Genomic DNA, 25,177 nt, shown 5'->3' on the forward strand with positions numbered 1-25,177 from the left:
GATGTTAGAACTTATTAAAGTAAAATATGATCAAGATGTCAAAAAACAATTAGAAAAAAGATTTATTGCTTTTGACGTAGAAACAACAGGTTTGAATCCAAAAGAGGAAAGAATTATTGAATTAGGAGCTGTTCTTTTTGAAAATGGACAAGCTGTTCAAAAATTTAATACACTTGTCAATGCTGAAGTAGAAGTCTCTGAGTTTATTTCTAATTTGACACATATTACCAATGAGATGTTAGAAAATCAACCACGAGAAGAAAAAGCATACGAGATGTTCCAAGAGTTTATGAAAGAGGCTCTTGAAGGCAAAGTGATTGTTTGTGCGCATAATGCGAAATTTGATATGTCGTTTTTAAGAGAAACTTTTTATAGATTAGACTTAGATGGAAAAATTTGTTATGTAGATACTTTACAACTTTCAAGAAAATATATCCATGGACCATATAATTATAAGCAAGGAACAATAGCTCATTATTTGCATATAAAAAATGAAAATGCACATCGTGCTTATGATGACGCTTATGTGTGTGGTCAAATATTAAACTATATACTAAAGGGAAGCAATTAAGCTTTCCTCTTTTAAATTAAATAATAATTTCATAAATTAACGGATAGTAGTAATCAAAGTTGTTAAGAAAATTTTATATTTAAGGTACAAAATCTATGATATATGAAAAATTATTAATATAAAAAATTTCCATATTTGTACAATAAATCATATGCAAGAGAGAAATAATATGTAAAAATAGATATAGGTGTAAATATTAATTGCATAGAGAGTATAATTATGCAGGTTCAGTTTACAAAGAAAGCTGATACATCAAAATCTATATATCAAGCGAATTATTAAGAAGAATGATAATGTTGAAAAAAGAGTTTGCTCGCATGATAGAAGAATTAGATTATGATGTTGGGCCTGTTTATGTAAAAAATGGGGGGATAATATGTATTATGACACATTAAATTCTGAACAACAAATTTCTTTTTTAATTAAACCTATTATTGAAGTTCTACAAGAAGCAGGTGGTCAATTAGAGCGTTCTGAGATAAGAGATAGAATTAGTGAAAAAGACGAGCATATTGCTGAATTTGAACAAAAACTTTATACATCTATTAAGACAGGTAATCAGTATAAAAAGTTTGATTTTAAGTTCAATTTTGCTCTTAAAGAACTAAGTTACGTTGGTTTCCTTGTGTATGAAAAGTATAAACCTCTTGTTACTTTAACGGCAAAAGGGTCCGCTCTGGATTTAGATAATTTCGACGTTAAAACAGAAGTGCGTGAAAAGGCAGCAATTTATTGGGAAGAAAAAGCTTCTAAAAATAAAAATAAAGATAAAGTAGTCAATGTAGAAGATGAATTTGAAGATGATATCAAATCTAATGAAGATGATATTCTGGATGATGTAAAGGTTAAACTCCAAAGTGCTATTGCTAATATGACACCTAAGAAGTTTGAACAGTTTTCTAGAGCATTACTTACAAAGATGGGGGTACAGTTTACCGATAAAGGAATAAAAGTTTCAAATGACGGAGGTATTGATGGTTATGGGTATCATATGGATGATGATGACTTTAGAACAACTCGAGTGGTAATTCAATGTAAGAGATATAATACTGCACCTGTAAGTGAACCTGATATTAATCAATTTTTGGGTGCTATGAATAAGTTTCAAGCTGATTATGGTGTTTTTATTACAAATAGTAGATTTACAAATGCTGCGAGAATAGCTGCAAGAGAAGGAACACCGATAACATTGATTGATGGGAATGATCTTATAAGATTAATAATAAAATATGAGTTGTTCATTACTCCAATTACAACTTATGTATTAGATGAATTTTATAACGAAGAGTAGTTGAAAAAATATTTGAAGTAGTTGGTAAAAATATGTAAAGTTGTACAAGTAAATTTTTTAACGATATGTTCTATTTCTATTGCTTAAGTTTTTTTGTTATTAAATCATATACTAAAGGGAAGCAATTAAGCTTCCCTTATATAATATCATTTAATAAATTAACAGCAGCCATAGCATCTTTTGTATAGTAGTCTGCTTGGATATCTTGAGCGATATCTTCTGTTAAGACAGCACCACCAACAAAGATAGGACACATCTTTTCTTCTTGTTTTAAAAGATGAATAGTTTCTTCCATAGAAACAACAGTTGTTGTCATTAAAGCAGATAATCCAATGGCTTTAGGTTGATGTTTATGATAAGCTTCTAAGATTGTTTTAGAAGGAACATCTTTTCCTAAATCAATCACTTGATAACCATAACTTTCTAAAACAACTTTTACTATATTTTTTCCAATATCATGGATATCTCCATGAACAGTTGCAATTAAAACAGGGCCTTTAGAAGATTCAGTTGTTTTAAAAGTTTGTTTGATAACATCAAAAGCAATTTTACTTGCTTCTGCAGATTGAATAAGCTGAGGTAAAAAGATTTTACCTGTTTCATAATCTTTTCCTATTTGATCTAAAGCAGGAATAAGTATTTCATTGACGATTGCTAAACCATCTTGTTTTTCTAAAGCAAGTTCCGTTGCTTTTTTGACTTCATCTTTTAATCCATGTAAAACAACATCATTTAATGAAAATGAAGTAGTTTGTTTTGGTAATACAACTTGACTTTGAGCTTGTTTTTGAATGTAATTTGTTGCATCTTGATCATAATTATAAAGTACATTAAATGCATCAATTGTATTCATTAATTCTTGATCTAATGGGTTGATAATTGGTAAATCAAGTCCAGCAGACATAGCCATTGCTAAAAATGTTTTATTAAGTAATGGTCGATTAGGTAAACCAAAGGAAACATTACTGACACCTAAAACAGTATGGACACCCAATGTTTTAACCATAGAAACAGCTTTGATTGTTTCCATGACTTCTTTTTGTTGAGCAGAAGCGGTTAAAACAAGACAGTCAATAATGATATCTTTTTTGTCAATGCCATATTCTTTTGCTTTGTTAATAATCTTTTTAGCGATTTCAAATCTTTGCTCAGCCTTTGGAGGAATGCCATTTTCATCTAAGGCTAAGCCAATGACAACACCACCATATTTTTTTACAACGGGGAAGACGGCTTCCATGGTTTCATCTTTCCCGTTGACAGAGTTAATAAGTGGTTTTCCATTATAATAACGACAAGCTTCTTCAATTGCTTGGAAATTAGAACTATCAATTTGTAAAGGAAGTTGAATAACTTCTTGTAATAATTTAATAACATGCTTCATAACTTTTGGTTCATCAATACCAGGTAAACCGACATTGACATCTAAAACATGAGCTCCTGCTTGTTCTTGTTTGATGGCTTCTACAACAAGTTCATCATAACGTTCTTCTTTTAAAGCCGTTTTTAATTTTTTCTTTCCTGTTGGATTTAATCTTTCTCCACAAACAACAACATGTTTTCCAAATTCAACAGTTGTTGTTCCTGAAGAGACACGTGTCAACGAAGAAACTTCTCTTGGAGTCACTGTTGTTGGGCAGTTTTCTTTTAATTTTTGAATAAATTCAGGGGTTGTTCCACAACATCCACCAACGATAGCGATTCCTTTTTTGACAAGAGGAACGATTGCCTCAATAAATTTATCTGCTTTCATTGGATAAACGGTTTGTCCGTCTTCTAAAAGAGGGAGACCCGCATTTGGTTGAATCATCACAGGGAAAGAGGTACTTTCTAAAATATTTTCAATAATAGGAGCCATTTCATTTGGTCCTAAAGAACAGTTAATTCCTAAAGCGTCCACTTTTAATCCTTCTAAGACATTGACCATTGTAAGAGGATCACAGCCTGATAAACTACGACCATTTGTTTCAAAGGTCATTGTTGCAAAAACAGGAAGATCACTACATTCTTTGACAGCTAAAATACTCGCTTTTAATTCATAAATATCTGTCATTGTTTCAAATAAAACAACATCAATATCCTCTTTTACAAGTTCTACCATTTGCTTAACGCTTTGATAAACTTCATCAAAAGTTAAAGTTCCCATCGGTTCCATCAGTTTTCCAATAGGACCAATATCTAAAGCAATATAAGCTTCTGGTTTGATTTTTTTAGCTTCTTTTGCATTTTGAATAGCCGCTAAAATCACTTCTTGATAACTATATTTATGTTGTTCTAATTTAAGGGGATTTGCGCCAAATGTATTGGTTGTAATAAAATCAGCTCCTGCTTTTAAATAACGATGATGGATATCAATAATTATTTTAGGATGTTCAATATTATAATATTCTGGAATTTCTCCAGCCTTCATTCCTAGTTCTTGAAGTTGTGAACCAAAACCACCATCAAAAATAAGAAGATCTTTATTTAATCTTTCGCGTAACATGTTTGACCTCTCTTTCTAAAATTACAATCTTTTATATGTAAACAATTCTGACATGTTTTTTCTTTTCTGTTATCACCTAAACCAATCAAACCAATCATTGATTTTTGTGGTAATAAAATATTACTTTCTTGGACAGTCAAACCAATTTTTTTAGAACTTTCGATAATGAAAGCAAGCTCTTTATTGAGTTCAATAGGGACACGACCATAACCAGGACAAAAACGAAACGTTCTTTTACCAATCAGTTGTTCATTTTCATATTCATCACATTTCACTTCTAAAAAACTACTGGCGACAGCATCAAAAATCGTCGCTTTGGTCATGTCAATATGACTGTAATAATGAGATCTTTTTTCTACCTGTAATCCTAAAGTACAGCCAATAATAACAACATTATGACAATTTTGAAATAAATCATTCAAGTCTGGGTAATCGAGATTTAAAGAAATTTCATCAATTCTTAAAGGATGAAAAGAAAGAGGAAATTTACGATAAGTTACTCTAAAAGAACTCATTTTTTCAATTTCCTCTATGCATTCATCAATCAAAACATTCATTTTTTCATCAAGTATTTGATGATGATATCCTAAATACTTTAAAGCATTTTCTTTAAGCTTTGAAAAATTCATCACGAATATATTCTGTTCTTTTTAAAATTTCTTTTGCAATCTCTGGTTTATTCATTGTATAAATATGTATTCCATCTACACCATGAGTCATTAAATCGATGATTTGATAAGTTGCATAGTGTAAACCAACTTCCCTTCCCGCTTTAGGATTTCCAGCAAAACGATCAATCATCGCTGCTAAATCAAACGGAACAGAACAATTTGACATTTTTGCGATATTTTTTAACTGTTTTGGATTATGAGCAGGCATAATTCCTGCAAGAATAGGGACATGGATTCCAATTTTTCTTGCTTCTCTGACTAGACGATAATAATATTGATTGTCATAAAAAATTTGTGTAACGAGGTATTTTGCACCAGCATCGACTTTTTTCTTTAGGTTTAAAAGATCTTCTTCAAAGTTTTTAGCTTCATAATGTGTTTCTGGATAACATCCACCAGATAAACAAAAATCATTAGGAAAGTTTTCTTCAATGAATTCATTTAATTCACTGGCATATTTAAAATCACCATGATTAATACCATCACTATCTTTAGGATAGTCGCCACGTAAAGAAAGGACATTTTCGATACCATTTTCTTTAAGTTCTTCTAGAATTTCTTTGATTTCATCTTTTGTATTATTCATACATGTTAAATGAGCTACAGATTCAATACCATATTTCTTTTTAATAGTAGAAGCAATTTTACAAGTATTTTTAGATGTAGAACCATTTGCTCCATATGTAACAGAAATAAAATCTGGATTTAATTTTGCTAGTTCATCAATGGTTGCATAAATAGATGTGATATCATTTTCATTGTTTTTTGGTGGGAATATTTCAAAAGACAATGTAGGTCTTTTATTTAATAATTCATTAATTTTCATACAGCTACCTCACTTTTATTGATTATTATATTGAAAAAAGAATAAATAGTAAATGATTAAATAATTGTAGTTTGTTATAGCTTAAATCTATAACTATTTTTCTTCTATTATTGATTCAGCAATGTTGTTTAAAGAATAACTTAGTGTTGAAAGAGAAGCAATAAGTAAAAATAAATCATGATATTGATTTATATCTAATTGATAATCTTTAATTATTTGTTGAATCATTTTTTGCAGTTGTTGATTTATAGAATGTTTGATTTCAATAAAATGATCATATAACTTTGATAAATCAGTATTACTTTCATAAATAGGAATAAGTAAATCTTTAATTTCTTGAATGGATAGATTGTTTTTTAATTGATAAATCATTAACATTTGAATAATTTGTTCCTTAGTGTATTTTTTCCCTTTTACAGGCGTAATGACTTTTGCTTTGGAATAATTATTGATCATGGTTTTAGTAAGTAATTTATCATCTTCATTTTTTTTATGATTTGCTAGATGGATTTCAAAAAGAGTCATAATTTGATCCATATAGAGATCTAAATCAGGAATATCTTTAGACATAATAGAACTTTTTTGACTTTCTTTTTCAACAAGAGTTTCTAGTGTTTCTTTATTCATAATTTCACCTCATATTTATTTTATAGATTATCATATTTTTTTGCAATATAAACTATTTGAAATGGTTTTAAATACTACATATTTAAAAAAGTCATACTAGGATTTTAAAAAGCTTTATTGTATAATGTCCTTGGTGATTAGATGAAAAATATAAGTAAGAAAAATTGGGTTTTATATATTGTTACTTTTTTGGTGATTGTTATTGGAGATCAACTTACAAAAATATTAGTGTCTTCTTCGATGATGCTAGGGCAATCGCAAGCGATTATTGATAATTTCTTTTATTATACATATTCGCATAATCAAGGAGCAGCTTGGGGAATGTTATCAGGACATATTAGTTTGTTTGTAGTTGTTTCGCTTGCTGCAGCAATTTTTATGTTTTATTACTTTAGTAAGACAACCAAAGCTCAAAGATTAACACGTTATGGAATTGTTTTAACTTTTGCAGGTCTTGTTGGAAATCTAACAGATCGTCTTTATTTTGGATATGTGAGAGATTTTATTGATTTTATTATTTTTGGTTATGATTTTCCTATTTTTAATATTGCTGATATGGCAGTAGTAATAGGAGTAGGATTGATTATTTTAGAGATTATATTTGAGGATTATATTAATGGAAAAAAGAAAATTAGAGATTAATGAAGAAAATGTACGTTTAGATAAGTTTATTATGAATTCAATTTCTGATTTATCAAGAACACTTATTCAAGAATATATTAAAGAAGGGCATGTTCTTGTAAATGGAAAAATTGAAAAAGCAAGTTATAAAATTAAAATGAATGATGCTATTGAAATCACGATTCCTGATAATAAGGAGATGGATGTTTTACCAGAAGATATTCCTTTAGATATCGTTTATGAAGATCAAGATGTCATCGTTGTCAATAAACCTTCAGGGATGATCGTTCATCCAAGTGCGGGAATTTATAGTGGTACTTTAGTAAATGCTTTACTTTATCATTGTAAAGATTTATCAGGAATCAATGGTGTGAATCGTCCTGGTATTGTTCATCGTATAGATAAAGAAACAAGTGGTTTATTAATGGTAGCAAAAAATGATAAAGCTCATAAATCATTGAGTGAACAGTTAAAAGAACATAGTGTTACACGTCGTTATGTGGCTTTAGTTCATGGTGTTATTCCACATGTTCATGGTAAAGTCAATGCACCAATTGGTAGAGATGTCAATGATCGTCAAAAAATGGCTGTCACAAAAAACAACAGTAAAGAGGCAATTACTAATTTTACAGTATTAGAAAGATATGATGATATGTCTTTAATTGAATGTCGACTTGAAACAGGAAGAACGCATCAAATTAGGGTGCATATGTCTTATATTGGTTATCCAGTTTATGGAGATCCTAAGTATGGAAAGAAAAAAGATGATCAAAGTCATGGACAATTCTTGCATGCTAAAAAATTAGGATTTATTCATCCTACAACAGGTGAATATTTAGAGTTTGAATGTCCTTTACCTGATTATTTTCAAGCAAAACTTGATGAATTGAAAGGAGAATAAAATGTCTAAAAAGATTATTAGTTGGCAACAATATTTTATGGGAGTTGCTAAGCTTTCAGCTTATCGTTCAAAAGATCCTAATACACAAGTAGGAGCGTGTATTGTTTCTCCAGAAAATAAGATCGTAGGAGTAGGATATAATGGACTTCCATGGGGATGCGAAGATGATCAGTTTCCATGGGCGGCAAGAGAAGGAGATTTGTATGATACAAAATATCCTTACGTTGTTCATGCAGAATTGAATGCCATCTTAAATAGTATTTCTCATTTACAAGGATGTACGATCTATGTTTCTTTATTTCCATGTCATGAATGTGTGAAAGCCATTATTCAAAGTGGTATTAAAGAAATTATTTATGAAGATGATAAATATAATGGAACAGACAGTGATCGCGCTGCAAAACGTATGTTAGATGCCGCAGGTGTCAAATACACAAAAATTCCAGCATTTGAATTAAATATTTTATAAAATAAAAAGGTCTTCTTTGGAAGACCTTAAATTACATCTTTAATACGCTTATAATTAGTCATATTAGTTTTTGTTACTTTAAGTAACATTTTTTTACCATACTTTTTAGCAATACTTACAGCAACATGATCGACAACTGAGCTTGTATTACCACGAGGCAATTTTACTTTCAAGCTTCTAGACATGTTATTAAAATATTGGTAAAAGGCATATTTTGAAAGAATAGACGAACACATAATTGCAAAGTATTGTTCTTCTCCTTTTTGTTCAAAAGATAAATCCTTAACAACGATTACTTCACTCTTTAAATAATTATAATACGTTTTAGGTGAAACAAATTGATTTACGACTTTTTTATCAACTTTTATTGCAACTTTTTGCATTACATTTGTAACGGCCTGATTATAAAGTTTTGCTTTAATGTTTGCTAGATTATTACCAGCAACTGCCATTTGATTGTAGTGAGAATTATCAAGAATCAACAAACTATAAACAAGTCGATCTTTGATCTCTCTAGCAATTTCAATAACTTCTTGAGGTGTCATGAGTTTAGGATCACGAACATTTAAGCTCGCTAACCAATCATAATCGCGTTCATCGATATAGCATGCAACAACACATAATGGTCCAAAAAAATCACCTGATCCTGTTTCATCACAACCAATGTGAGAATAAGGATAATATTGTTTTTCTTGGTTTGATGGACCACCATCACTTAAAGGGGCGTAGTTTTCAACATGCATATCTATAATATTCATTGGTTTGTTATTATTTGCTACATTCATGTCATTTCTTTCCTCCTACCATATATATTAATTATAGCATATTTTTCAAATTTTGACACTATATTTTTGTTTTGATACAATAATTGCAAGGAGGTATTTATGGCTTTATTAAATAATCCCTACATAATCGATATAATTATAGGTCTATTCCTTATTATATATACATTTATTGGTTATCTAAAAGGATTCATTATTCGACTTTATGACTTTTTTAGTCTTTTTATAGCTTATTTTCTAACAATTAATTTTTCTTTTCCTTTATCTAAATTGATTATACTTTATCAATTAGAAGGTTTATTAGAACCAATTGGTATAAAGGTAAATCAATTGTTAGTTGCTGTTATTTTATTTATTGTTATCTATTTCCTTTTAAAAGGAATTGGTGTTTTATTAAAACCGTTTTTAAAGAAAATTGTTTCTTTATTAAAAATGACAAAATTATTAGATCGTTTATTAGGTTTGATTTTATCAATTATTGAAGGAATCATTATTGTATATTTTGTTATTTCAATGATTTTTATTCCTTTTATCAATCAAGGAAAAGAAACAATTGAACAAACGTATATAGGCTCTTTTATAATTGATACCATGCCTCATTATTTTTCATCTATTGCTGATTTTAAAGATTTAAATCAATTAACACATCTAGATGTTTCTTTATCTGATGAAAAACAAGTATCTATGGTGACAAATTTTATAGAAGAAGCAAGTCAAAATAAATGGTTAGATGATGAAACAATAAAAGATTTTATTTATAACTATTATAGTGAAATAGATTTACAAACAGTAGATCAAGAAGATTATCAAAGAATATCTTCTTTATGTCAAAATTATGATATTGATATCAATCTTTTAACGAAAGGACATTAGAAATGAAAAAGAGTTATCGAACATTGGAGTTTTCATTTATTCAAGATTATATTAAAAACTATTGTTTTAGTGAAATGGCTAAAAAGCGAATTGATCAAATACAGCCTTTTCAAGATATAGATGATTTAAAACTCTATCAAGATGATATATCAAGTGCTATGAAAATCATCTATGCTTATGGACGTATTCCTTTAGCCCCTTATGAAGATATTAAAGAAATACTTCAAAAAGCACAAAAAGGTGGTGTTTGTTATCCTCAAGATTTATTAAAAATCGTACAAATATTAAAAAATGTACAAGAGGTACAAGCTTATTTGGATCAAGAAATTGAACAAAGTCATTTACTTGAAATACTTTCATTACTTTATTTACCTAAAGATTTATATAATGAAATTTTAAAATGCGTCGATCCAAGTGGAAATATTTATGATCATGCAAGTCATGAGCTTTATCGTTTAAGAAGACAAATTTCAGCGATTGAAGCCAATATGAGAAAGAAAATTGAAGCATTAAGAGCACAAAATAAAGATTATTTATCTCATGATGTCATTTCAACAAGAAATGATCATTTTGTTTTACCCGTCAATGTTTCTTATAAAAATCAAATCAAGGGAATTCATCATGGACATTCTTCTTCAGGAAGAACAACATATGTAGAACCAGAAGAAATTGTTTCTTACAACAATCAACTTTCACAAATTAAACAAGATGAACAATTAGAAATTCATCGTATTTTATTAGAACTAACAAAAAAGGTAAGAAGTTATGATCGTGTTTTAAATGAAGATTTAGAAATCATGATAGAAATGGATGCTGTTTTTGCTATTAGTGAATATGGCAAAAAGTTAGATATGGTGATGCCAATTGTTGATGAAAATTGTCAGGAAATTGAGTTACTTAAAGCAAGACATCCTTTGATTGATCAAAAAGAAGTTGTTGCTAATGATATTGTATTAAAGAAACCACAAGATATTTTACTCATTAGTGGAAGTAACACAGGAGGGAAGACAGTTGCTTTAAAAACAGCGGGATTACTTTCTTTAATGGCTATTTGTGGACTTCCAATTCCAGTCACTCAAGCAAAACTTCCATTATTTGATGATGTTTTTGTAGATGTGGGGGATGAACAATCTATTGAACAATCGCTTTCTACTTTTTCATCGCATATGAAAAGATTGGTTTTTATTACGCAACATGCGACAAAAAATAGTTTAGTTATAATTGATGAAATTTGTTCAGGAACTGATCCTAAAGAAGGTGAAAGTTTAGCAGAAGCTATTTTAACTTATTTACATAAAAAAGGTGCTTATATTTTAGCTTCTACTCACTACAGTGCATTAAAAGAATTTGCGAAAGAATCAGATTATATTAAGATTGCTTCGGTTGAATTTGATCAAGAAAAAATGCAACCTACTTATCGTTTATTAGATGGTAGCGTAGGAAATTCTTATGCTATTGAAATTTCAAAACATTTAGGTTTAAATCAAGACATTATTCAACATGCTTTCATCATCAAAGATGAAAGTATGACAACATCACAAAAGTTATTAGAAAAATTACAATCAGAATTATCAGCTGTTTTACAAGAAAAAGAAGCTCTTGAAAAATTACAAAAAGAAACAGCAGATAAAGAAAAGCATTATCAACAATTGATTGATAATTATCAATCTAAAAAAGAAAAAATGATTGAAGAGGCTCAAAGTGATGCGAATGAGATTCTTGAAGAAGCACAAAATAAAGCAGATGCAATTTTAAAAGAATTACAAGGACAAATTAAGCCGCATCAAGTTATTCAAGCTAAAAAACAATTAGGTGATTTAAAACATCAAAAGAAACAAGTAGAAAATCATGAAAATCATGATTATAAAATAGGAGATATTGTTAAAGTATTATCTGTCAATCGACAAGGAGAAGTTGTTGACATCAATAAAAAAGGAATGTTGATGATCTCAATGGGTGGTTTAAAATTGAATGCTAAAAAAACAGAAGTTCAATTCATGCATGAAAAAGTACCAGAAAAGAAAGAAACATCTAATATCCGTTCATTACGAAGAGCTAATAAACAAAGTTATGAACTTAATATTATTGGTATGCGTTATGAAGAAGCAATGAATGCAGTAGATAAATTTATTGATGGAGCACTTGTATCAAATTATTCAACAGTACGAATTATCCATGGAATGGGAACAGGTGTTTTAAGAAAAGGTGTTCGAAAGTTATTGGATAAAAATAAATATGTAAAATCTTATCAAGATGGTGGACCAAATGAAGGTGGATTAGGTGCAACAGTGGTATATTTTGAATAATGGATCTTCAATATATTAAAGATAAGTTATCACTTTTACCAATGCAACCAGGCTGTTATTTAATGAAAGATAAAGATGGTACGGTGATTTATGTTGGAAAAGCAAAAAAATTAAAAAATAGGGTTTCTTCTTATTTTGCAGGAAGTCATAATTATAAAACAACAAAGCTTGTTCAAGAAATTGTTGATTTTGAATATATTGTAACAGATAGTGAAAAGGAAGCCCTTTTATTAGAAATCAATCTAATTAAAGATTATGCACCTAAATACAATATTAGTTTTATGGATAATAAATATTATCCATATATCCAATTAACAAAAGAAAGACACCCACGTTTAAAAATCGTTCGAAACGCTAAAGATAAAAAACATAAACACTTTGGTCCTTTTCCAGATGGTACAGCAGCTAGAGAAACATTTAAATTATTAAATCGTTTGTATCCTCTAAGAAAATGTAATCACATTCCTAAAAAAACATGCCTTTACTATCAATTGAATCAATGTTTAGGGCCATGTGTCAATGAAGTAGATGAAGAAGAATATAAAAAAATAACCAAACAAATTACACAGTTTATTCAAGGAGATACCAAAGAAATCATCGATGATTTACAAAATAAAATGATGCAAGCTTCAGAAAGTTTAAATTTTGAACTTGCGAAAGAATACCGTGATTTGATCCAGCATATCAATCATGTTACAAGTAAACAACATGTTCAATTTGCAGATCAAATTGATCGAGATATTTTTGGCTATTATCAAGATAAAGGGTATCTTTCTTTACAACTTTTCTTTATGAGAAATGGAAAATTACTCGCAAGAGATTTAAATCTAGTACCTTTACAAGATGTCCATGAACAAATTACACAATTTATTGTTGGGTTTTATCAAGAAAATACATATCCTAAAGAGATTCTATTACCAGAGGATATTGATACAACTTTGTTAGAAGAAATAGTTGAATGCAAGATCATTAAACCTCAAAAAGGTCAAAAAGCAAAACTTGTAGAAATGGCAACAAATAATGCAAAAGAAGCTTTAGAAAAGAAATTTTTATTGATTGAAAAGAATCAAAAGGCAACGGTAGGTGCTATTAAACAATTGGGAGAAAAATTAAATATGATTACTCCTAGAAGAATTGAATTGTTTGATAACTCTAATATCCAAGGAGCTTATGCGGTTGCAGGAATGGTTTGCTTTGTTGATGGGGTACCTTCTAAAAAAGATTATCGTAAATTTAAAATCAAAACAGTTGAAGGACCGGATGATTACGGTAGTATGAAAGAAGTTATTTATCGTCGATATTATCGAGTACTTGTAGAAGGATTAAAAAAACCAGACTTGATTATTGTTGATGGTGGTAAAGGACAGATTAAAGTTGCAAAAGAAGTCATTGATAGCTTAAATATTGGTATTAAAGTATGTGGGTTAGCCAAAGATGATCATCATTCAACTGCTGTTTTAATTGATAGTGACTTTAATGAAATTAGTATTGATAAAAAAAGTGAACTCTTCTTTTTACTAACACGTATGCAAGATGAAGTCCATCGCTATGCGATTTCATTTCATAAAAATGTTCGTTCTAAATCTTTATTTCAGTCTATTTTAGATGATGTTGAAGGTATTGGACCAAAACGTAAAAAAGAATTATTAAAACATTTTGGTTCTGTTAAAAAATTAAAAGAAGCGACGCTTGAACAATTAGAAGAAGTCTTACCTAAAGAAGTGGCAAAAAATTTATTTACTGTTTTACAAAACACCAAATAATATAATTTTCATATACTACTATTAAGGAAGTGGACTATGAATATTATATTAACCCCAAGAGAAAAAGAAATATTTCATTTATTAGTCAAGAATTATTCTACAAAAGATATTGCTAGAAAGTTAAATATTAGTGAAAAAACGGTGAGAAATCATATATCAAATGTAATTCAAAAATTAGGTGTAAAATCGCGTATACAAGCAGTATTTGAATTGATTAGGTTAAAGGAATTACAGCTTTAGCTAATTCCTTTATTTTTTTTCTATAATTCTATATAATAGGGATGGTGATGAAGATGAAATTAAAAAGCTGGCATCTTTATGTTCTAGCAACCTTATGTTTTCTATTTGCTTTTACATCATTAAATATGAAATATGATCGTTTTTATCGAGTAAATGGTATAGATAATGATAATCGATCTTTAATAGAAAAGTATTTAGATAAAGAAGAACAGGATTATTTAATTGATCATGGAATATCAGTAGATGAGTTTATTGATTATATTACATATGATCAATTTCATTTACAATATTATCAATATTATAATGAGTTAAAAGAAGCTAAAAAATATGATTCATTAGAAAATTTAATTAATGATGTCAATAGTGTTGTTGATCGTCTTACAGTAGAATTTGGAACGCAAACAGATACATATTTTAAAACACTAATTAAAAATGATTTATTTTATGCTTATCAAAAAAGTACGTATTTTGATTTTGATAATGTGCGTTATTATCAATTGTTAAGGACACTTTATAGTGATGATGATTATAGTTATATTATACTTACAAATAATTATGTAAATACTTTGGAAAATGAAAAAGATGATACATATAAGCTCTTTAAAGAAATGGTAAGTACGTATGATGCACAAGGTCTTTATATTTTGATGAATACAGAATTAAAAGCGAATGCTTCTCGACTATATAAAATAGATACAATGTCTCAAGTAATTGATGATACAACTTTTATTGGTGGTTATGAATCTAAACATATGACAATGATTGAAAATATTTCAAGATTATCTTATTCCATGTATTTAAATGAAGAAGCTTATAACGCTTTAAAACAAATGTATGATGATTTATATAAAAATACTAAAAAAAGATTTTTAGTGACAAGTGCTTATAAAAGCTATGATGTTTTAAATTTAGAAGAAAATACGTCACAAGCTGGATATAGTGAATTTCAATTAGGAACATCTGTTTCTTTAAAAGTAAATGGGATAAAAGATGTTGAATTTGTTTCAACAGATGTTTATCAATGGCTTTTAGAACATAGTTATGAATATGGATATGTTTTAAGGTATCCAAGTGATAAAGTAACAATTACACAAAAAGAAAGTTGTAATATTTTTAGGTATGTTGGCAAAGAAAATGCACAAAAGATGCATGATCAAAATTTATGCTTAGAAGAATTAAATAATCAATAATTATTAGATCGTTATTCTAATTAAGGAGATACTTGTGAATAAAAAGGGTTGGTATTTGGTACTAATATTAGGTTTTTTATTAGTAACAATATAGCTAGGTAAATGGATAGGTTTACAAAGTCAAATGGATTTTATTGATCTAGCATTAGGACTAATGACGGGAATAGGACTTATTGTTGCTGCAAGCATTAAAATCAAAAGAGAAAGATAAATTTTTATTGACAAGTGTATTTTAATAAATATAATGAACATGAATTGAATAAACAACGGTAGGTGAGGTTACCGCAGGGATTTGGATATCCTAAGATTACTGCCGCAAAATTGTGGAGACACAATGCGCTGGTTAGCAGATGAAGTCGCAAAGGCTTTGTTTAATGTAATTGATATGCCCTGTGATACTAAAGCTTGAACGGATGAAATGAAGAATAGAACATCGCTCAAGCAGCGATGTTTTTTTGTGAGGAGGTGAGTTATATGGACGAGGGTTGTCAAAGGCAAATTCAAAGAAGGAGGAAATATAAAAATGAAAAAAGAATTAATGCTAGAATTATTAAATACAAAACAATACAAACAATTACATACTTTATTAATGGAAAACAATGCTGTCGATATAGCTTATCTTTTACAACAAATAGAAATTGGTGATTGTGCTATTGCTTTTCGTTTACTTTCTAAAAAGAAAGCAGCACAAGTATTTTCAAATATGGATATTCAAACGCAAAGTCAACTTGTAGAATTGTTTAGTGAAAAAGAGTTAGAATCATTGATTGAAAATCAATATATGGATGATCTTGTAGATTTAATCGAAGAATTACCTGCAAATTTAGTAACAAGACTTTTAAAACATGTTGATGAAAATCAAAGACAAGTCATCAATCAACTTTTGAGTTATCCTAAAGATAGTGCTGGAACAATTATGACTACTGAATTTCTTTCTTTAAAGAAAGAAACTCAACTTGAAGATGCTTTAAAATATATTAAACAAAATGGAAATCATTGTAAAAGCATTTATACAAGTTATGTTTGTCAAGATAAAAAATTAATAGGAATTGTTTCGACGAAAGATATTTTATTAAATGATGAAAATAAAAGTATTGAGGAAATTATGAAAGAAGATTTTCAATATGTTTATACTCATACAGATCAAGAAGAAGTTGTTAATATTTTTAGAAAATATGATTTAGTTGTTTTACCTGTTTTAGATGATGAAAAAATGCTTGTAGGAATTGTGACAGTTGATGATGTCATGGATGTTATGGTCGATGAAACAAGTGAAGATATTTCTAAAATGGCTGCTGTAGAACCACATGATAAAAGTTATTTTGAAACATCTGTTTTTGAACATGCTAAACATCGTATTATTTGGTTACTTGTATTGATGTTTTCTGCAACGCTTACAGGAAGTATTATTACAAGATATGAAAATGCTTTTCAAGCAGTACCTTTATTAGTCTCATTTATTCCTATGTTAATGGATACGGGAGGAAATTGTGGCTCTCAAAGTTCTACTTTAATTATTAGAGGGATTGCTTTAAATGAAATTCGTTTTAAAGAAATCTTTAAAGTGATGTTTAAAGAATTTAGAATTGCATTAGTAGTAGGAGTGATTTTAGCAATTGCGAATGGACTTAGAATTTATGTGATGTATCAAGACATTAATATTGCTTTTGTGATTGCTTTATCTTTAATTGTAACAGTTATTTTATCTAAATTAATTGGTTGTATTCTTCCTTTAGTTGCCAATCAAATTGGTTTAGATCCAGCAATTATGGCTTCACCACTTATTACAACAATTGTAGATACATGTTCTATTCTTGTTTATTTCAACATTGCAGTACACATTTTTAACTTATAAATTTTGTGCTACAATATAGAAAAATAAATGGGGGATGAAAAAATGGAAATAAAAACAGTTGCTGTTTTAGGTGCTGGAGCAGTAGGTTCATATATTATTTGGGGACTAGATAAAAAAGTAAAATTAGGTGTTATTGGCGAAGGGGAACGTGCTAAACGTTTACAAAAGGGATGTTTGATTAATGATCAAATGTATTATCCTGAAGTATGGTCACCGACAGAAGCACATGGAGTGGATTTACTGATTGTTTCTTTAAAATATTGTGCTTTAAAAGATGTCTTAAAATCTATTCAAACGATCGTTGATGATCATACAATTGTCATGTCTTTAATGAATGGCGTAGATAGTGAAGAAATCATTGGAGAAGCCATTGGAAAAGAACATCTTATGCCATCTTTAATTAAGATTGCTTCACGTAAAGAAAATGGTTATCGTTTTGATCCTGAAACAACTATTGGAATTGTTTTTGGAGAACTCCAAGCACCTTATCAAAGCAAACGTGTACAAGCAATAGAATCATTATTTGAAAATACAGGAATCCACTTTCGTGCAAGTGAATATATTCAAGAAGAAATTTGGAGTAAATTTCGTTTAAATGTTTGTAATAATTTACCTCAAGCTATTTTAGGCGCAGGAGTAGGTTGTTATCGAGATAGTGAACATATGAAATTTATTCAAGGTGGTTTACGTCATGAACTTGAAACTATTGCACACGCTAAAGGAATTGATTTAAGTAAAGCTGATTCTTCTTCATCGCGAGGAAGTGCTGTACCAGCAAGTGCTCGTTATTCAACATTGCAAGATTTAGATGCTAAACGTCATAGTGAAATTGATATGTTTTCTGGAGCGTTGATTAAAATGGGAAAGGAGCTTCATATTCCTACACCTTATAATGAATATACTTATCATATGATTAAAGCACTTGAAGAAAAGAATGATGGTTTGTTTGATTATGATCAAGAAAATCAAAGAAATATGTGTTCTAAATAAGAAGATACCAAATGTTATCTTCTTTTTTTATAAAATCAATCTTTTTATTATGTAAAAAATGATTTTTTTCTTTAAAAGTTTGAACATTATGATAAAATGAACAAGGTGGAGGTGGTAATAATGATAGTAGACCCGTTATCCGGTGGACATAATGGTAATAGTGAGGATCATTTACCACCGTCGGTAAAGTTCCTCTTTAAATAAGAGGGGGAAAATAAATGATAAAACAAATGACTTCTGAAGAATTAAAAAATTTAATTCTTCATGGGAATAAAGAAATAATTAAAGAAGTTTTAGAAAATATTCACCCGGCAGATATCCTTGATATTTTGCATGAAGATGAAGATTCATCAAAAGAAATCTTAGAACATTTACCAAATGAAGTTATTGGTGATATTTTAGATGAAGAAGATGATGAAGAACTTATCTTAGAATGGTTGAATTTATTTTCAAAATACAAACAAAAACAAATCTTAGATGAAGTAAGTCATGACGTTATTACGGATGTTATCGGATCAATCGAAGATGAAGATGAAAAAAATGCTTTTTTAGAGTTATTGGAAGATGACGATAAAGAAGATGTCAAACAGTTATTACAATATAACCCAGAAACTGCTGGGGGAATTATGACAACTGAATATTTAGATATTCATGCAAATAATACAGTCAAAGAAACATTGTTATTTTTGCAAACAACGGAAGAAGAACCTAGACATTATCTTTATGTTGTAGATAAAGAAAATGTATTAAAAGGGGTTGTTTCTTTAGGTGATATCGTTACAAGTAACTTTGATACACCAATGCTTGAGATTACAAATCAAAATGTTAAAGCTGTTTATTATTATGAAGACCAAGAAGAAGTTGCGAAGACTTTTAGTAAATATGGATATATTTTGATGCCTGTTATAGATGAACAACATCATTTATTAGGTGTTATTGATATCGATGATGTTATGGATGTCATCGAAGAAGAAACAACAGAAGACATGAACTTATTAGGAGGGGTTGGTTCTGAAGAACGTTTAGATTCAACACTTGTAGAATCTTTTAAAAACCGTATTCCTTGGTTGATTGTCAATCTTTTTACAGCAATTATGGCTTCAAGTGTTGTTAGTGTTTTTGAAGGAACAATTGCGAAAGTTGTTGCTCTTGCAACGATTAGCCCGATTATTACAGGAATGGGTGGTAATGCCGGAACACAAACTTTAACTATTGTTGTTCGTGGTTTATCACTAGGAGAATTAGATAAAGAAAATGCTCGCAAAGTTTTATTAAAAGAAATTGGACTTGGTATTTTAAATGGTGTTGTCATTGGGGCATTAGTTTCAGTAGGGGCTTGGTTCTTTGCTGGTAATCCATGGTTTGGTGTTGTAGCTGGACTCGCCATGATTTGTAACATGATCGTTGCCACACTTGCAGGTTATTTTGTACCAGTTATTTTAGATAGATTTCATGTTGATCCAGCCCTTGCCAGTGGGGTTTTTGTAACAACATGTACAGATATGTTTGGCTTCTTTGCGTTTTTAGGACTTGCGACCATTTTAATGACACATTTACTCTAATAAAAAAACATTGGAAAAAAAGCCAATGTTTTTTTATATAAGTTGATATTTTTTCATGGTTTTATAAATACCATCTTCAGCAATATCATCACATACTTCATCAGCAATTGCTTTTAAACCTTCTTTAGCGTTACCAACAGCGATACCGATATGGCAATACTCTAACATATCCGCGTCATTCATGCCATCGCCAAAGGCAAAAGTGTTTTCTTGAGGAATGTTTAAATGATTGATAAGTGCTTCAATGGCGCTTGCCTTGTTAACACCAACAACGGATAATTCCCCTGAGTCATCTCCAAAAGAAGGAACGGTACAATGAATAACATTGAATGCATCAGAAAAGTTATCTATAATTGTTTGAAAAGGAATATCTTTATTTTCTAAAAAACAAATTTTATTGACATCACTACGATACATACTTTCTCCCTCTATTAAAGATGTAATAAAATGACTTGGTTGTTCAGCTTTTTTCTTTCTAGCCTTTTCGTCATTTTCTAAATCGCCATAAGTAATCATTTCTAAGCGAGATACTAAATTTTCACTAGCAAATAATCCACCATTACTTTCAAGATAGTAGTCATAATCATTTTCTTCAAAGAAATCAACGACACGATTTACATCTTTGTCAGATACTTTTTTATGATAAAGCATTTCATCACCAATGGTTACAAAGCCACCACCAGCACCAATGATGCCATCAAAACCGACATCTAAAATATGTGGGTAGATTTCAGCAAGTGATCTTCCTGTACATAAAAAACATAAATTCCCTTTTTTTCTTGTTTCTCTTACTGCTTTGATTGTTGATTCTGGTACATATTCTCTTGCAGGTCTAACATCAACGAGAGTACCATCAACATCAAAAAAGATAATTTTTTTATTCATAACTAACCTCCAACTTAATTTTATTATAGCGAAAAGAATGTATTGAAATTATTTTTTTTCATTTCGTGCAAATATTTTTGTTTTCAATAAAATAAGAGTAAAATTATAAATGGAAGGTGAATGTATGAAAGGAAATACACAGGATTTAACAAAAGGAAGTATTGTCAAAGCAATTATTTTGTTTTCAATTCCTTTATTAATAGGTAACTTATTTCAACAACTTTATAATGCAGTCGATTCTTATGTTGTAGGAAATTATGTTGGAAAAGTTGCTTTAGCGGCAGTTGGTGCAAGTACACCAATCATTAATATGTTGATTGGTTTTTTTATGGGAATTTCAACAGGGGCAGGAGTTGTTATTGCTCAATTCTTTGGAGCTGGTAATACTTGTAAAATGAAAAGAGCAATTCATAATAGTATCGCTTTAACTCTTGTTATGGGAGTTGTTTTAACGATTGTTGGTTTATTATTTAATGATCCAATTTTAAAAGCAATTGGTGTTCCTAGTGAAGTGTTTTCTGAAGCTTCAACGTATTTATCTATTTATTTTTGGAGTCTTATTTTTGTAATGGTCTATAATATGGGATCAGGTATCTTACGTTCGGTGGGAGATTCTAAAAGACCGCTTTATTTTTTGATTTTTTCAAGTGTTGTTAATATTATCCTAGACTTTTTATTTGTTAAATATTTTCATTTTGGTGTAGCTGGTGCAGGATATGCGACTTTAATTGCTCAAGCTATTTCAGCAATTATGGTCATGTATGTTTTAATGAAAACAGAGGATGATTATAAAGTTGTTTTAAAGGAAATTGGTTTTGACAAAGAAATTTTATTAAAAATTATAAAAATTGGTTTACCTACAGGTTTTCAACAAAGTATTGTTTCTTTATCAAATGTCATTGTTCAATCTTATATTAATGTTTATGGAGCCTCTGTTATAGCAGGTTATTCTGTAACGATTAAAATAGATGGTTTTGTTAACTTACCTTTACAAGCTTTTAATATGGCTATTACAACTTTTGTTGGTCAAAACATAGGAGCTAAACAGTATGACCGTGTAAAAAAAGGAGCTTATATTACAACAGCATTAGCAACACTTACCATTGCTTGTTTTGTAGTAATTATGTATTTCTTTGGTCGTGATTTTATTGCTTTATTTAATCAAGAAAAAGATGTGATTGATGCTGGAAGATTGATGCAGTTAACATTCTTACCATTCTATATTGTTTTACCAATTAATCAAGTTATCAATGGAGTTTTACGTGGAGCCGGACGTTCAGCTGTTCCAATGTATGTGATGATATTCTCTTTTGTTTTCTTAAGACAAATTTATCTTTTCTTAATTACAAAAGTAACAAGTGATATTGTTTATGTCTTTTTAGGATGGCCTACAACATGGGTCGTATGTAGTTTGATTTTTATTATTTATTTTTTCAAAGTACAATGGTTACCACAAGAAAAAGATGCCTAGGCATCTTTTTGGTTTAATATTTTATTTTTATCAATGATAGGTTTTTGATATGTTTTAGAATCATTGATATCAAATTGTTTTAAATAATCAATTACTTGATTTGTAAGATATGTTGGTGTAGAAGCTCCTGAGCTTACAGCAGCATATCTTTTATTTTTTAACCATTCAATTTCTAAATCTTCAATACTTTCAATCATATAAACATCACATGTATGATAATCATGAGCAATACTTGCAAGTTTTCTTGTGTTGTTTGAATGAGGATCACCAACAATAAAGATAATATCAACATCATCTTCAATGTTTTTAATAGCTTCTTGACGTATTTTAGTGGCTGTGCATGTTTCTTTTTCAATTTCTACAAAAGGTAAAATTTCTTTTGCTTTTTCGCATAAATCATAAACATCATAAAGAGACATTGTTGTTTGATTAGTCATAACATATTTTTTAGTAGGATCTATTGTTTTTAAATCGTCTATATTTGTTATTAAATGAATTCTTTTTTCATCAATTGAAATTGCACCTTCTGCTTCAGGATGTCCCTTTTTACCAATATACAAAATTTCATAACCTTCATTTAATTTATCTTGAATAAGATCATGAGTTTTAATTACATCTAAACAAGAGGCATCAATTACTTCTAAACCTTTTTCTTTCGCTTTATCAAATACTTTTTGACTTGCTCCATGAGCAGTAATAATGACTTTTCCTTCATTGATTTCATCTAATAGTTCTAATCGTGTTTTTCCTTTGATATCAATTGTTTGAATTCCTAAATCTTCTAAAGCATTTACAATATATTGATTATGTACAATCATTCCTAGAATATAAACAGGTGCTGTTTGGTGTGCTTGTTTTTTAGCTATTTCAATTGCACGAACAACGCCTTTACAATAACCTCTAGGAACAATACCTTTTACTAACATCTTTTATCACCTCAAAGATGATTATAACATATTTTCAAATATTTCATTGTTTTCTTTAGAAATTGGTTTTAATTCCTTTTCTATTTCATCAAAATCTATGTCATTTAAATGATTCATTGCTTTTAATAAAGTCAAACCTTGTTTGGTATTATCAATTAATGGTTTTACTTGATAGATAATAGGAATAACTTGATTTGCAATTTGAATACCTCGTATCGTTGTATGAAGAGTATGTTGTAAATTAAATTTTTTAGGCATTCTTTGAAAATAAGGATACATCTGAGGTTGATAGTAATAATAATTGGGGTTTTGATAAGGATACATAAAATCACCTACTATAAAATATGATGAAAAGATAAAAAAGTGAAACTTAAAAAGATAAGATAAAAATTACAAAAAAAATAAAAGCCCTTACATTGAAATGGAGGGTATGTTATACTAACAAATAGTGAGGTGTTTAAATGATTAGAATATTATTATGTTGTGGTGGGGGCTTTTCCTCAAGTGCTATTGCAACAAGGATGGAAAAAGAAATTAAAGAAAAAAATTTAGAAGATAAATACAGTATTGAATTTTTACCATTTGGTTTAGGATTAAAAGAATTAGACCGTTTTGATGTTGTTATTTTATGTCCACATTTGAAGGTAGAATTAGATAGAGCTTTAAAAAATCAAACAATTGATAAACCACTTTATTTACTTCCACCTAAAATGTATGGACTCATGAAATTTGATGAAATCATTGTCGATATTGAAGATGTAATGAAAATGTATCAAGAAAATCCAGTCGTACCTGTAAAATTTCCTGGAGAAGATAATTTATTACGTATTACTAGAGGTGTTGCTTATCGCCACGCACATCCCTTAAAATAGGGAAAGTTGTCGATCAATATAAGAAACCTGTTTTGCTTCTTTAATAATATCGTCTTTTTGAAAGTCTCCAATTAAAAAAGGGGACTTTTTATTATGCATTTTAACATTTTTTAAAACAGTTACACGATCGTAATTGGCATAACAATAAAGGCAACTATGTAAACACGTATTATAAACGCCAATATCATTATTTAATAAACAACGGCATCCTTGTCTAGCTTCATTTATTTTAGGTAGTTTTAATGAATGACCTAGAGCTCTTTCAATAATTTGTTGATTCATACATCCACTTGTATAAACACCTGTTGTTTTTAAAGATTCATTTTCGTGACATGTATAGATTTCAATGTTATATTTTTTTCCAATTTCTACAAATTTTTGACAAAGATAGATTTGATCTTTTTGATTTACTTCTTGAACTTCTTTAAAATTCTTTTTTGTTTTTTGATATAAATCGATAAAACTAATGACACATTGATGAGTATATCCAGTTAGTTTTTGACACATTTTTTCAAAGATTCGAAGATGATATTCAATGGTATAATAATCATTTAAGAAGATAGGGTCATAACGCCAACCAATACAATGACTTCCTATTTTTTTAGATAGTTCAATGAAGCTACGAATAATTTCATTTTTATTGGGAACATAGGGTTCAATCGTTTGATTGTAAGGGGTGATTGTTACAAACCAAAATTGTTTATAGTCTTTAATTAAATCTAGACGTGAAAGCATTGGTTTAGGATTTTTAGTACAAAAACAAATAATATCAATGACTTGAGGATCTAAAATATATTTTGTGACTTGATGAGGAAAATAGGGATTACGAACACAGACAAAACCTTCTTGAATACGATTAAAAAACCAGTCACTAAAAAAGGCAGGAATATCTGTACGATTACCAGTATTTAAGATCATCTAATCACCTCCAACAAGAATATTATAGAATAATTATAAAAATCCATCCATAATATTTGTTGAAATGTATCAAAAATATGGTATA

The 25,177-nt window shown here is 29.1% G+C and carries 24 protein-coding genes and 1 riboswitch; of the genes, 15 read left to right on the forward strand and 9 right to left on the reverse strand.

Translation table 11 applies throughout. The features are described 5' to 3' along the window. The first annotated feature begins 1 nt into the window (after position 1). The gene (locus C7U54_RS01240; protein ID WP_107029013.1) at positions 2-571 is read left to right on the forward strand and encodes a 3'-5' exonuclease; all 570 of its coding nucleotides are present in this window, start codon (positions 2-4) and stop codon (positions 569-571) included. A 376-nt stretch (positions 572-947) separates the two neighbouring features. Further along, positions 948-1,862: a restriction endonuclease gene (locus C7U54_RS01245; protein WP_107029014.1), complete on the forward strand. Its 915-nt coding sequence runs from the start codon at positions 948-950 to the stop codon at positions 1,860-1,862. 136 nt (positions 1,863-1,998) lie between these two features. Here C7U54_RS01245 and C7U54_RS01250 read toward each other — a convergent pair whose 3' ends face one another. The 4 genes from C7U54_RS01250 to C7U54_RS01265 all read right to left on the reverse strand — a co-directional run bounded on the left by C7U54_RS01250 (position 1,999) and on the right by C7U54_RS01265 (position 6,468). After that, entirely contained in the window at positions 1,999-4,344 is a 2,346-nt protein-coding gene (locus C7U54_RS01250; protein ID WP_107029015.1) for a homocysteine S-methyltransferase family protein, read from the reverse strand. Then, positions 4,326-4,973, reverse strand: a complete 648-nt coding sequence (locus C7U54_RS01255; RefSeq protein WP_107029016.1) for a vitamin B12 dependent methionine synthase — start codon at positions 4,971-4,973, stop codon at positions 4,326-4,328. Before C7U54_RS01255 ends, C7U54_RS01250 begins: the two co-directional genes overlap by 19 nt. Further along, positions 4,954-5,841 (reverse strand): methylenetetrahydrofolate reductase [NAD(P)H], encoded by an 888-nt coding sequence (gene metF, locus C7U54_RS01260; protein ID WP_107029017.1) that lies wholly within the window; start codon positions 5,839-5,841, stop codon positions 4,954-4,956. The genes C7U54_RS01255 and metF overlap by 20 nt, the downstream gene beginning before the upstream one ends. Positions 5,842-5,934: 93 nt before the next feature. Beyond that, positions 5,935-6,468: a DUF1836 domain-containing protein gene (locus tag C7U54_RS01265; RefSeq protein WP_107029018.1), complete on the reverse strand. Its 534-nt coding sequence runs from the start codon at positions 6,466-6,468 to the stop codon at positions 5,935-5,937. A gap of 141 nt (positions 6,469-6,609) precedes the next feature. Between C7U54_RS01265 and lspA the strand changes: the two genes are divergently transcribed. Genes lspA through C7U54_RS01280 form a run of 3 tightly spaced genes read left to right on the forward strand, consistent with a single transcriptional unit; the run spans position 6,610 to position 8,459 of the window. Then, positions 6,610-7,110 carry a signal peptidase II gene (lspA, locus tag C7U54_RS01270; protein WP_107029019.1) on the forward strand — a complete coding sequence of 167 codons (501 nt, stop codon included), beginning with the start codon at positions 6,610-6,612 and terminating at the stop codon, positions 7,108-7,110. Next, complete coding sequence (locus C7U54_RS01275; RefSeq protein ID WP_107029020.1) at positions 7,085-7,990, forward strand: RluA family pseudouridine synthase; 906 nt, start codon at positions 7,085-7,087, stop codon at positions 7,988-7,990. Before lspA ends, C7U54_RS01275 begins: the two co-directional genes overlap by 26 nt. 1 nt (position 7,991) lies before the next feature. Beyond that, positions 7,992-8,459: a deoxycytidylate deaminase gene (locus C7U54_RS01280; protein WP_107029021.1), complete on the forward strand. Its 468-nt coding sequence runs from the start codon at positions 7,992-7,994 to the stop codon at positions 8,457-8,459. Between the two features lie 26 nt (positions 8,460-8,485). On the opposite strand, the gene rnhC is transcribed toward C7U54_RS01280, so the two are convergent. Next, positions 8,486-9,244, reverse strand: a complete 759-nt coding sequence (gene rnhC, locus C7U54_RS01285; protein ID WP_107029022.1) for a ribonuclease HIII — start codon at positions 9,242-9,244, stop codon at positions 8,486-8,488. A 99-nt stretch (positions 9,245-9,343) separates the two neighbouring features. Between rnhC and C7U54_RS01290 the strand changes: the two genes are divergently transcribed. The 8 genes from C7U54_RS01290 (at position 9,344) to mgtE (C7U54_RS01330) (ending at position 20,020) form a co-directional block, all read left to right on the forward strand. Continuing rightward, on the forward strand, positions 9,344-10,114 hold the full coding sequence (locus C7U54_RS01290) for a CvpA family protein (protein WP_107029023.1): 771 nt from the start codon (positions 9,344-9,346) through the stop codon (positions 10,112-10,114). Positions 10,115-10,116: 2 nt separating this feature from the next. Then, positions 10,117-12,420: an endonuclease MutS2 gene (locus tag C7U54_RS01295; RefSeq protein WP_107029024.1), complete on the forward strand. Its 2,304-nt coding sequence runs from the start codon at positions 10,117-10,119 to the stop codon at positions 12,418-12,420. Beyond that, positions 12,420-14,183: an excinuclease ABC subunit UvrC gene (gene uvrC, locus C7U54_RS01300; protein WP_032090380.1), complete on the forward strand. Its 1,764-nt coding sequence runs from the start codon at positions 12,420-12,422 to the stop codon at positions 14,181-14,183. The genes C7U54_RS01295 and uvrC overlap by 1 nt, the downstream gene beginning before the upstream one ends. Before the next feature lie 36 nt (positions 14,184-14,219). Continuing rightward, entirely contained in the window at positions 14,220-14,423 is a 204-nt protein-coding gene (locus C7U54_RS01305) for a helix-turn-helix domain-containing protein (RefSeq protein ID WP_022002747.1), read from the forward strand. Positions 14,424-14,476: 53 nt separating this feature from the next. Next, positions 14,477-15,613 carry a D-alanyl-D-alanine carboxypeptidase family protein gene (locus C7U54_RS01310; RefSeq protein ID WP_158562987.1) on the forward strand — a complete coding sequence of 379 codons (1,137 nt, stop codon included), beginning with the start codon at positions 14,477-14,479 and terminating at the stop codon, positions 15,611-15,613. Positions 15,614-15,871: 258 nt separating this feature from the next. Next, a riboswitch (M-box (ykoK) riboswitch) is annotated at positions 15,872-16,035 on the forward strand. Positions 16,036-16,136: 101 nt separating this feature from the next. Further along, on the forward strand, positions 16,137-17,468 hold the full coding sequence (mgtE, locus tag C7U54_RS01315; protein ID WP_107029026.1) for a magnesium transporter: 1,332 nt from the start codon (positions 16,137-16,139) through the stop codon (positions 17,466-17,468). A 42-nt stretch (positions 17,469-17,510) separates the two neighbouring features. After that, complete coding sequence (locus C7U54_RS01320; protein WP_107029027.1) at positions 17,511-18,458, forward strand: ketopantoate reductase family protein; 948 nt, start codon at positions 17,511-17,513, stop codon at positions 18,456-18,458. Positions 18,459-18,676: 218 nt separating this feature from the next. Then, a complete protein-coding gene (gene mgtE / locus C7U54_RS01330; RefSeq protein WP_107029029.1) occupies positions 18,677-20,020 on the forward strand; it encodes a magnesium transporter in 1,344 nt (447 codons plus the stop codon). A 33-nt stretch (positions 20,021-20,053) separates the two neighbouring features. On the opposite strand, the gene C7U54_RS01335 is transcribed toward mgtE (C7U54_RS01330), so the two are convergent. Continuing rightward, on the reverse strand, positions 20,054-20,905 hold the full coding sequence (locus C7U54_RS01335) for a Cof-type HAD-IIB family hydrolase (RefSeq protein WP_022002741.1): 852 nt from the start codon (positions 20,903-20,905) through the stop codon (positions 20,054-20,056). Positions 20,906-21,029: 124 nt separating this feature from the next. Here C7U54_RS01335 and C7U54_RS01340 point away from each other — a divergent pair, with 124 nt between their 5' ends. Continuing rightward, positions 21,030-22,376, forward strand: a complete 1,347-nt coding sequence (locus C7U54_RS01340; RefSeq protein ID WP_022002740.1) for an MATE family efflux transporter — start codon at positions 21,030-21,032, stop codon at positions 22,374-22,376. On the opposite strand, the gene C7U54_RS01345 is transcribed toward C7U54_RS01340, so the two are convergent. Together C7U54_RS01345 and C7U54_RS01350 are read right to left on the reverse strand one after the other, a co-directional pair. Next, positions 22,373-23,302 (reverse strand): 4-hydroxy-3-methylbut-2-enyl diphosphate reductase, encoded by a 930-nt coding sequence (locus C7U54_RS01345; RefSeq protein WP_107029030.1) that lies wholly within the window; start codon positions 23,300-23,302, stop codon positions 22,373-22,375. The genes C7U54_RS01340 and C7U54_RS01345 overlap by 4 nt on opposite strands. Positions 23,303-23,323: 21 nt before the next feature. Next, a complete protein-coding gene (locus C7U54_RS01350; RefSeq protein WP_107029031.1) occupies positions 23,324-23,626 on the reverse strand; it encodes a hypothetical protein in 303 nt (100 codons plus the stop codon). Positions 23,627-23,763: 137 nt separating this feature from the next. Between C7U54_RS01350 and C7U54_RS01355 the strand changes: the two genes are divergently transcribed. Then, entirely contained in the window at positions 23,764-24,174 is a 411-nt protein-coding gene (locus tag C7U54_RS01355) for a PTS sugar transporter subunit IIB (RefSeq protein ID WP_107029032.1), read from the forward strand. Here C7U54_RS01355 and C7U54_RS01360 read toward each other — a convergent pair. Then, complete coding sequence (locus tag C7U54_RS01360; protein WP_107029033.1) at positions 24,166-25,092, reverse strand: DUF1848 domain-containing protein; 927 nt, start codon at positions 25,090-25,092, stop codon at positions 24,166-24,168. The two genes, C7U54_RS01355 and C7U54_RS01360, sit on opposite strands and share 9 nt — an antisense overlap. Positions 25,093-25,177 lie beyond the last annotated feature (85 nt).

It is taken from the genome of Faecalibacillus intestinalis (genome assembly GCF_003024685.1).
Classification (GTDB): Bacteria; Bacillota_I; Bacilli_A; order Erysipelotrichales; family Coprobacillaceae; genus Faecalibacillus; species Faecalibacillus intestinalis.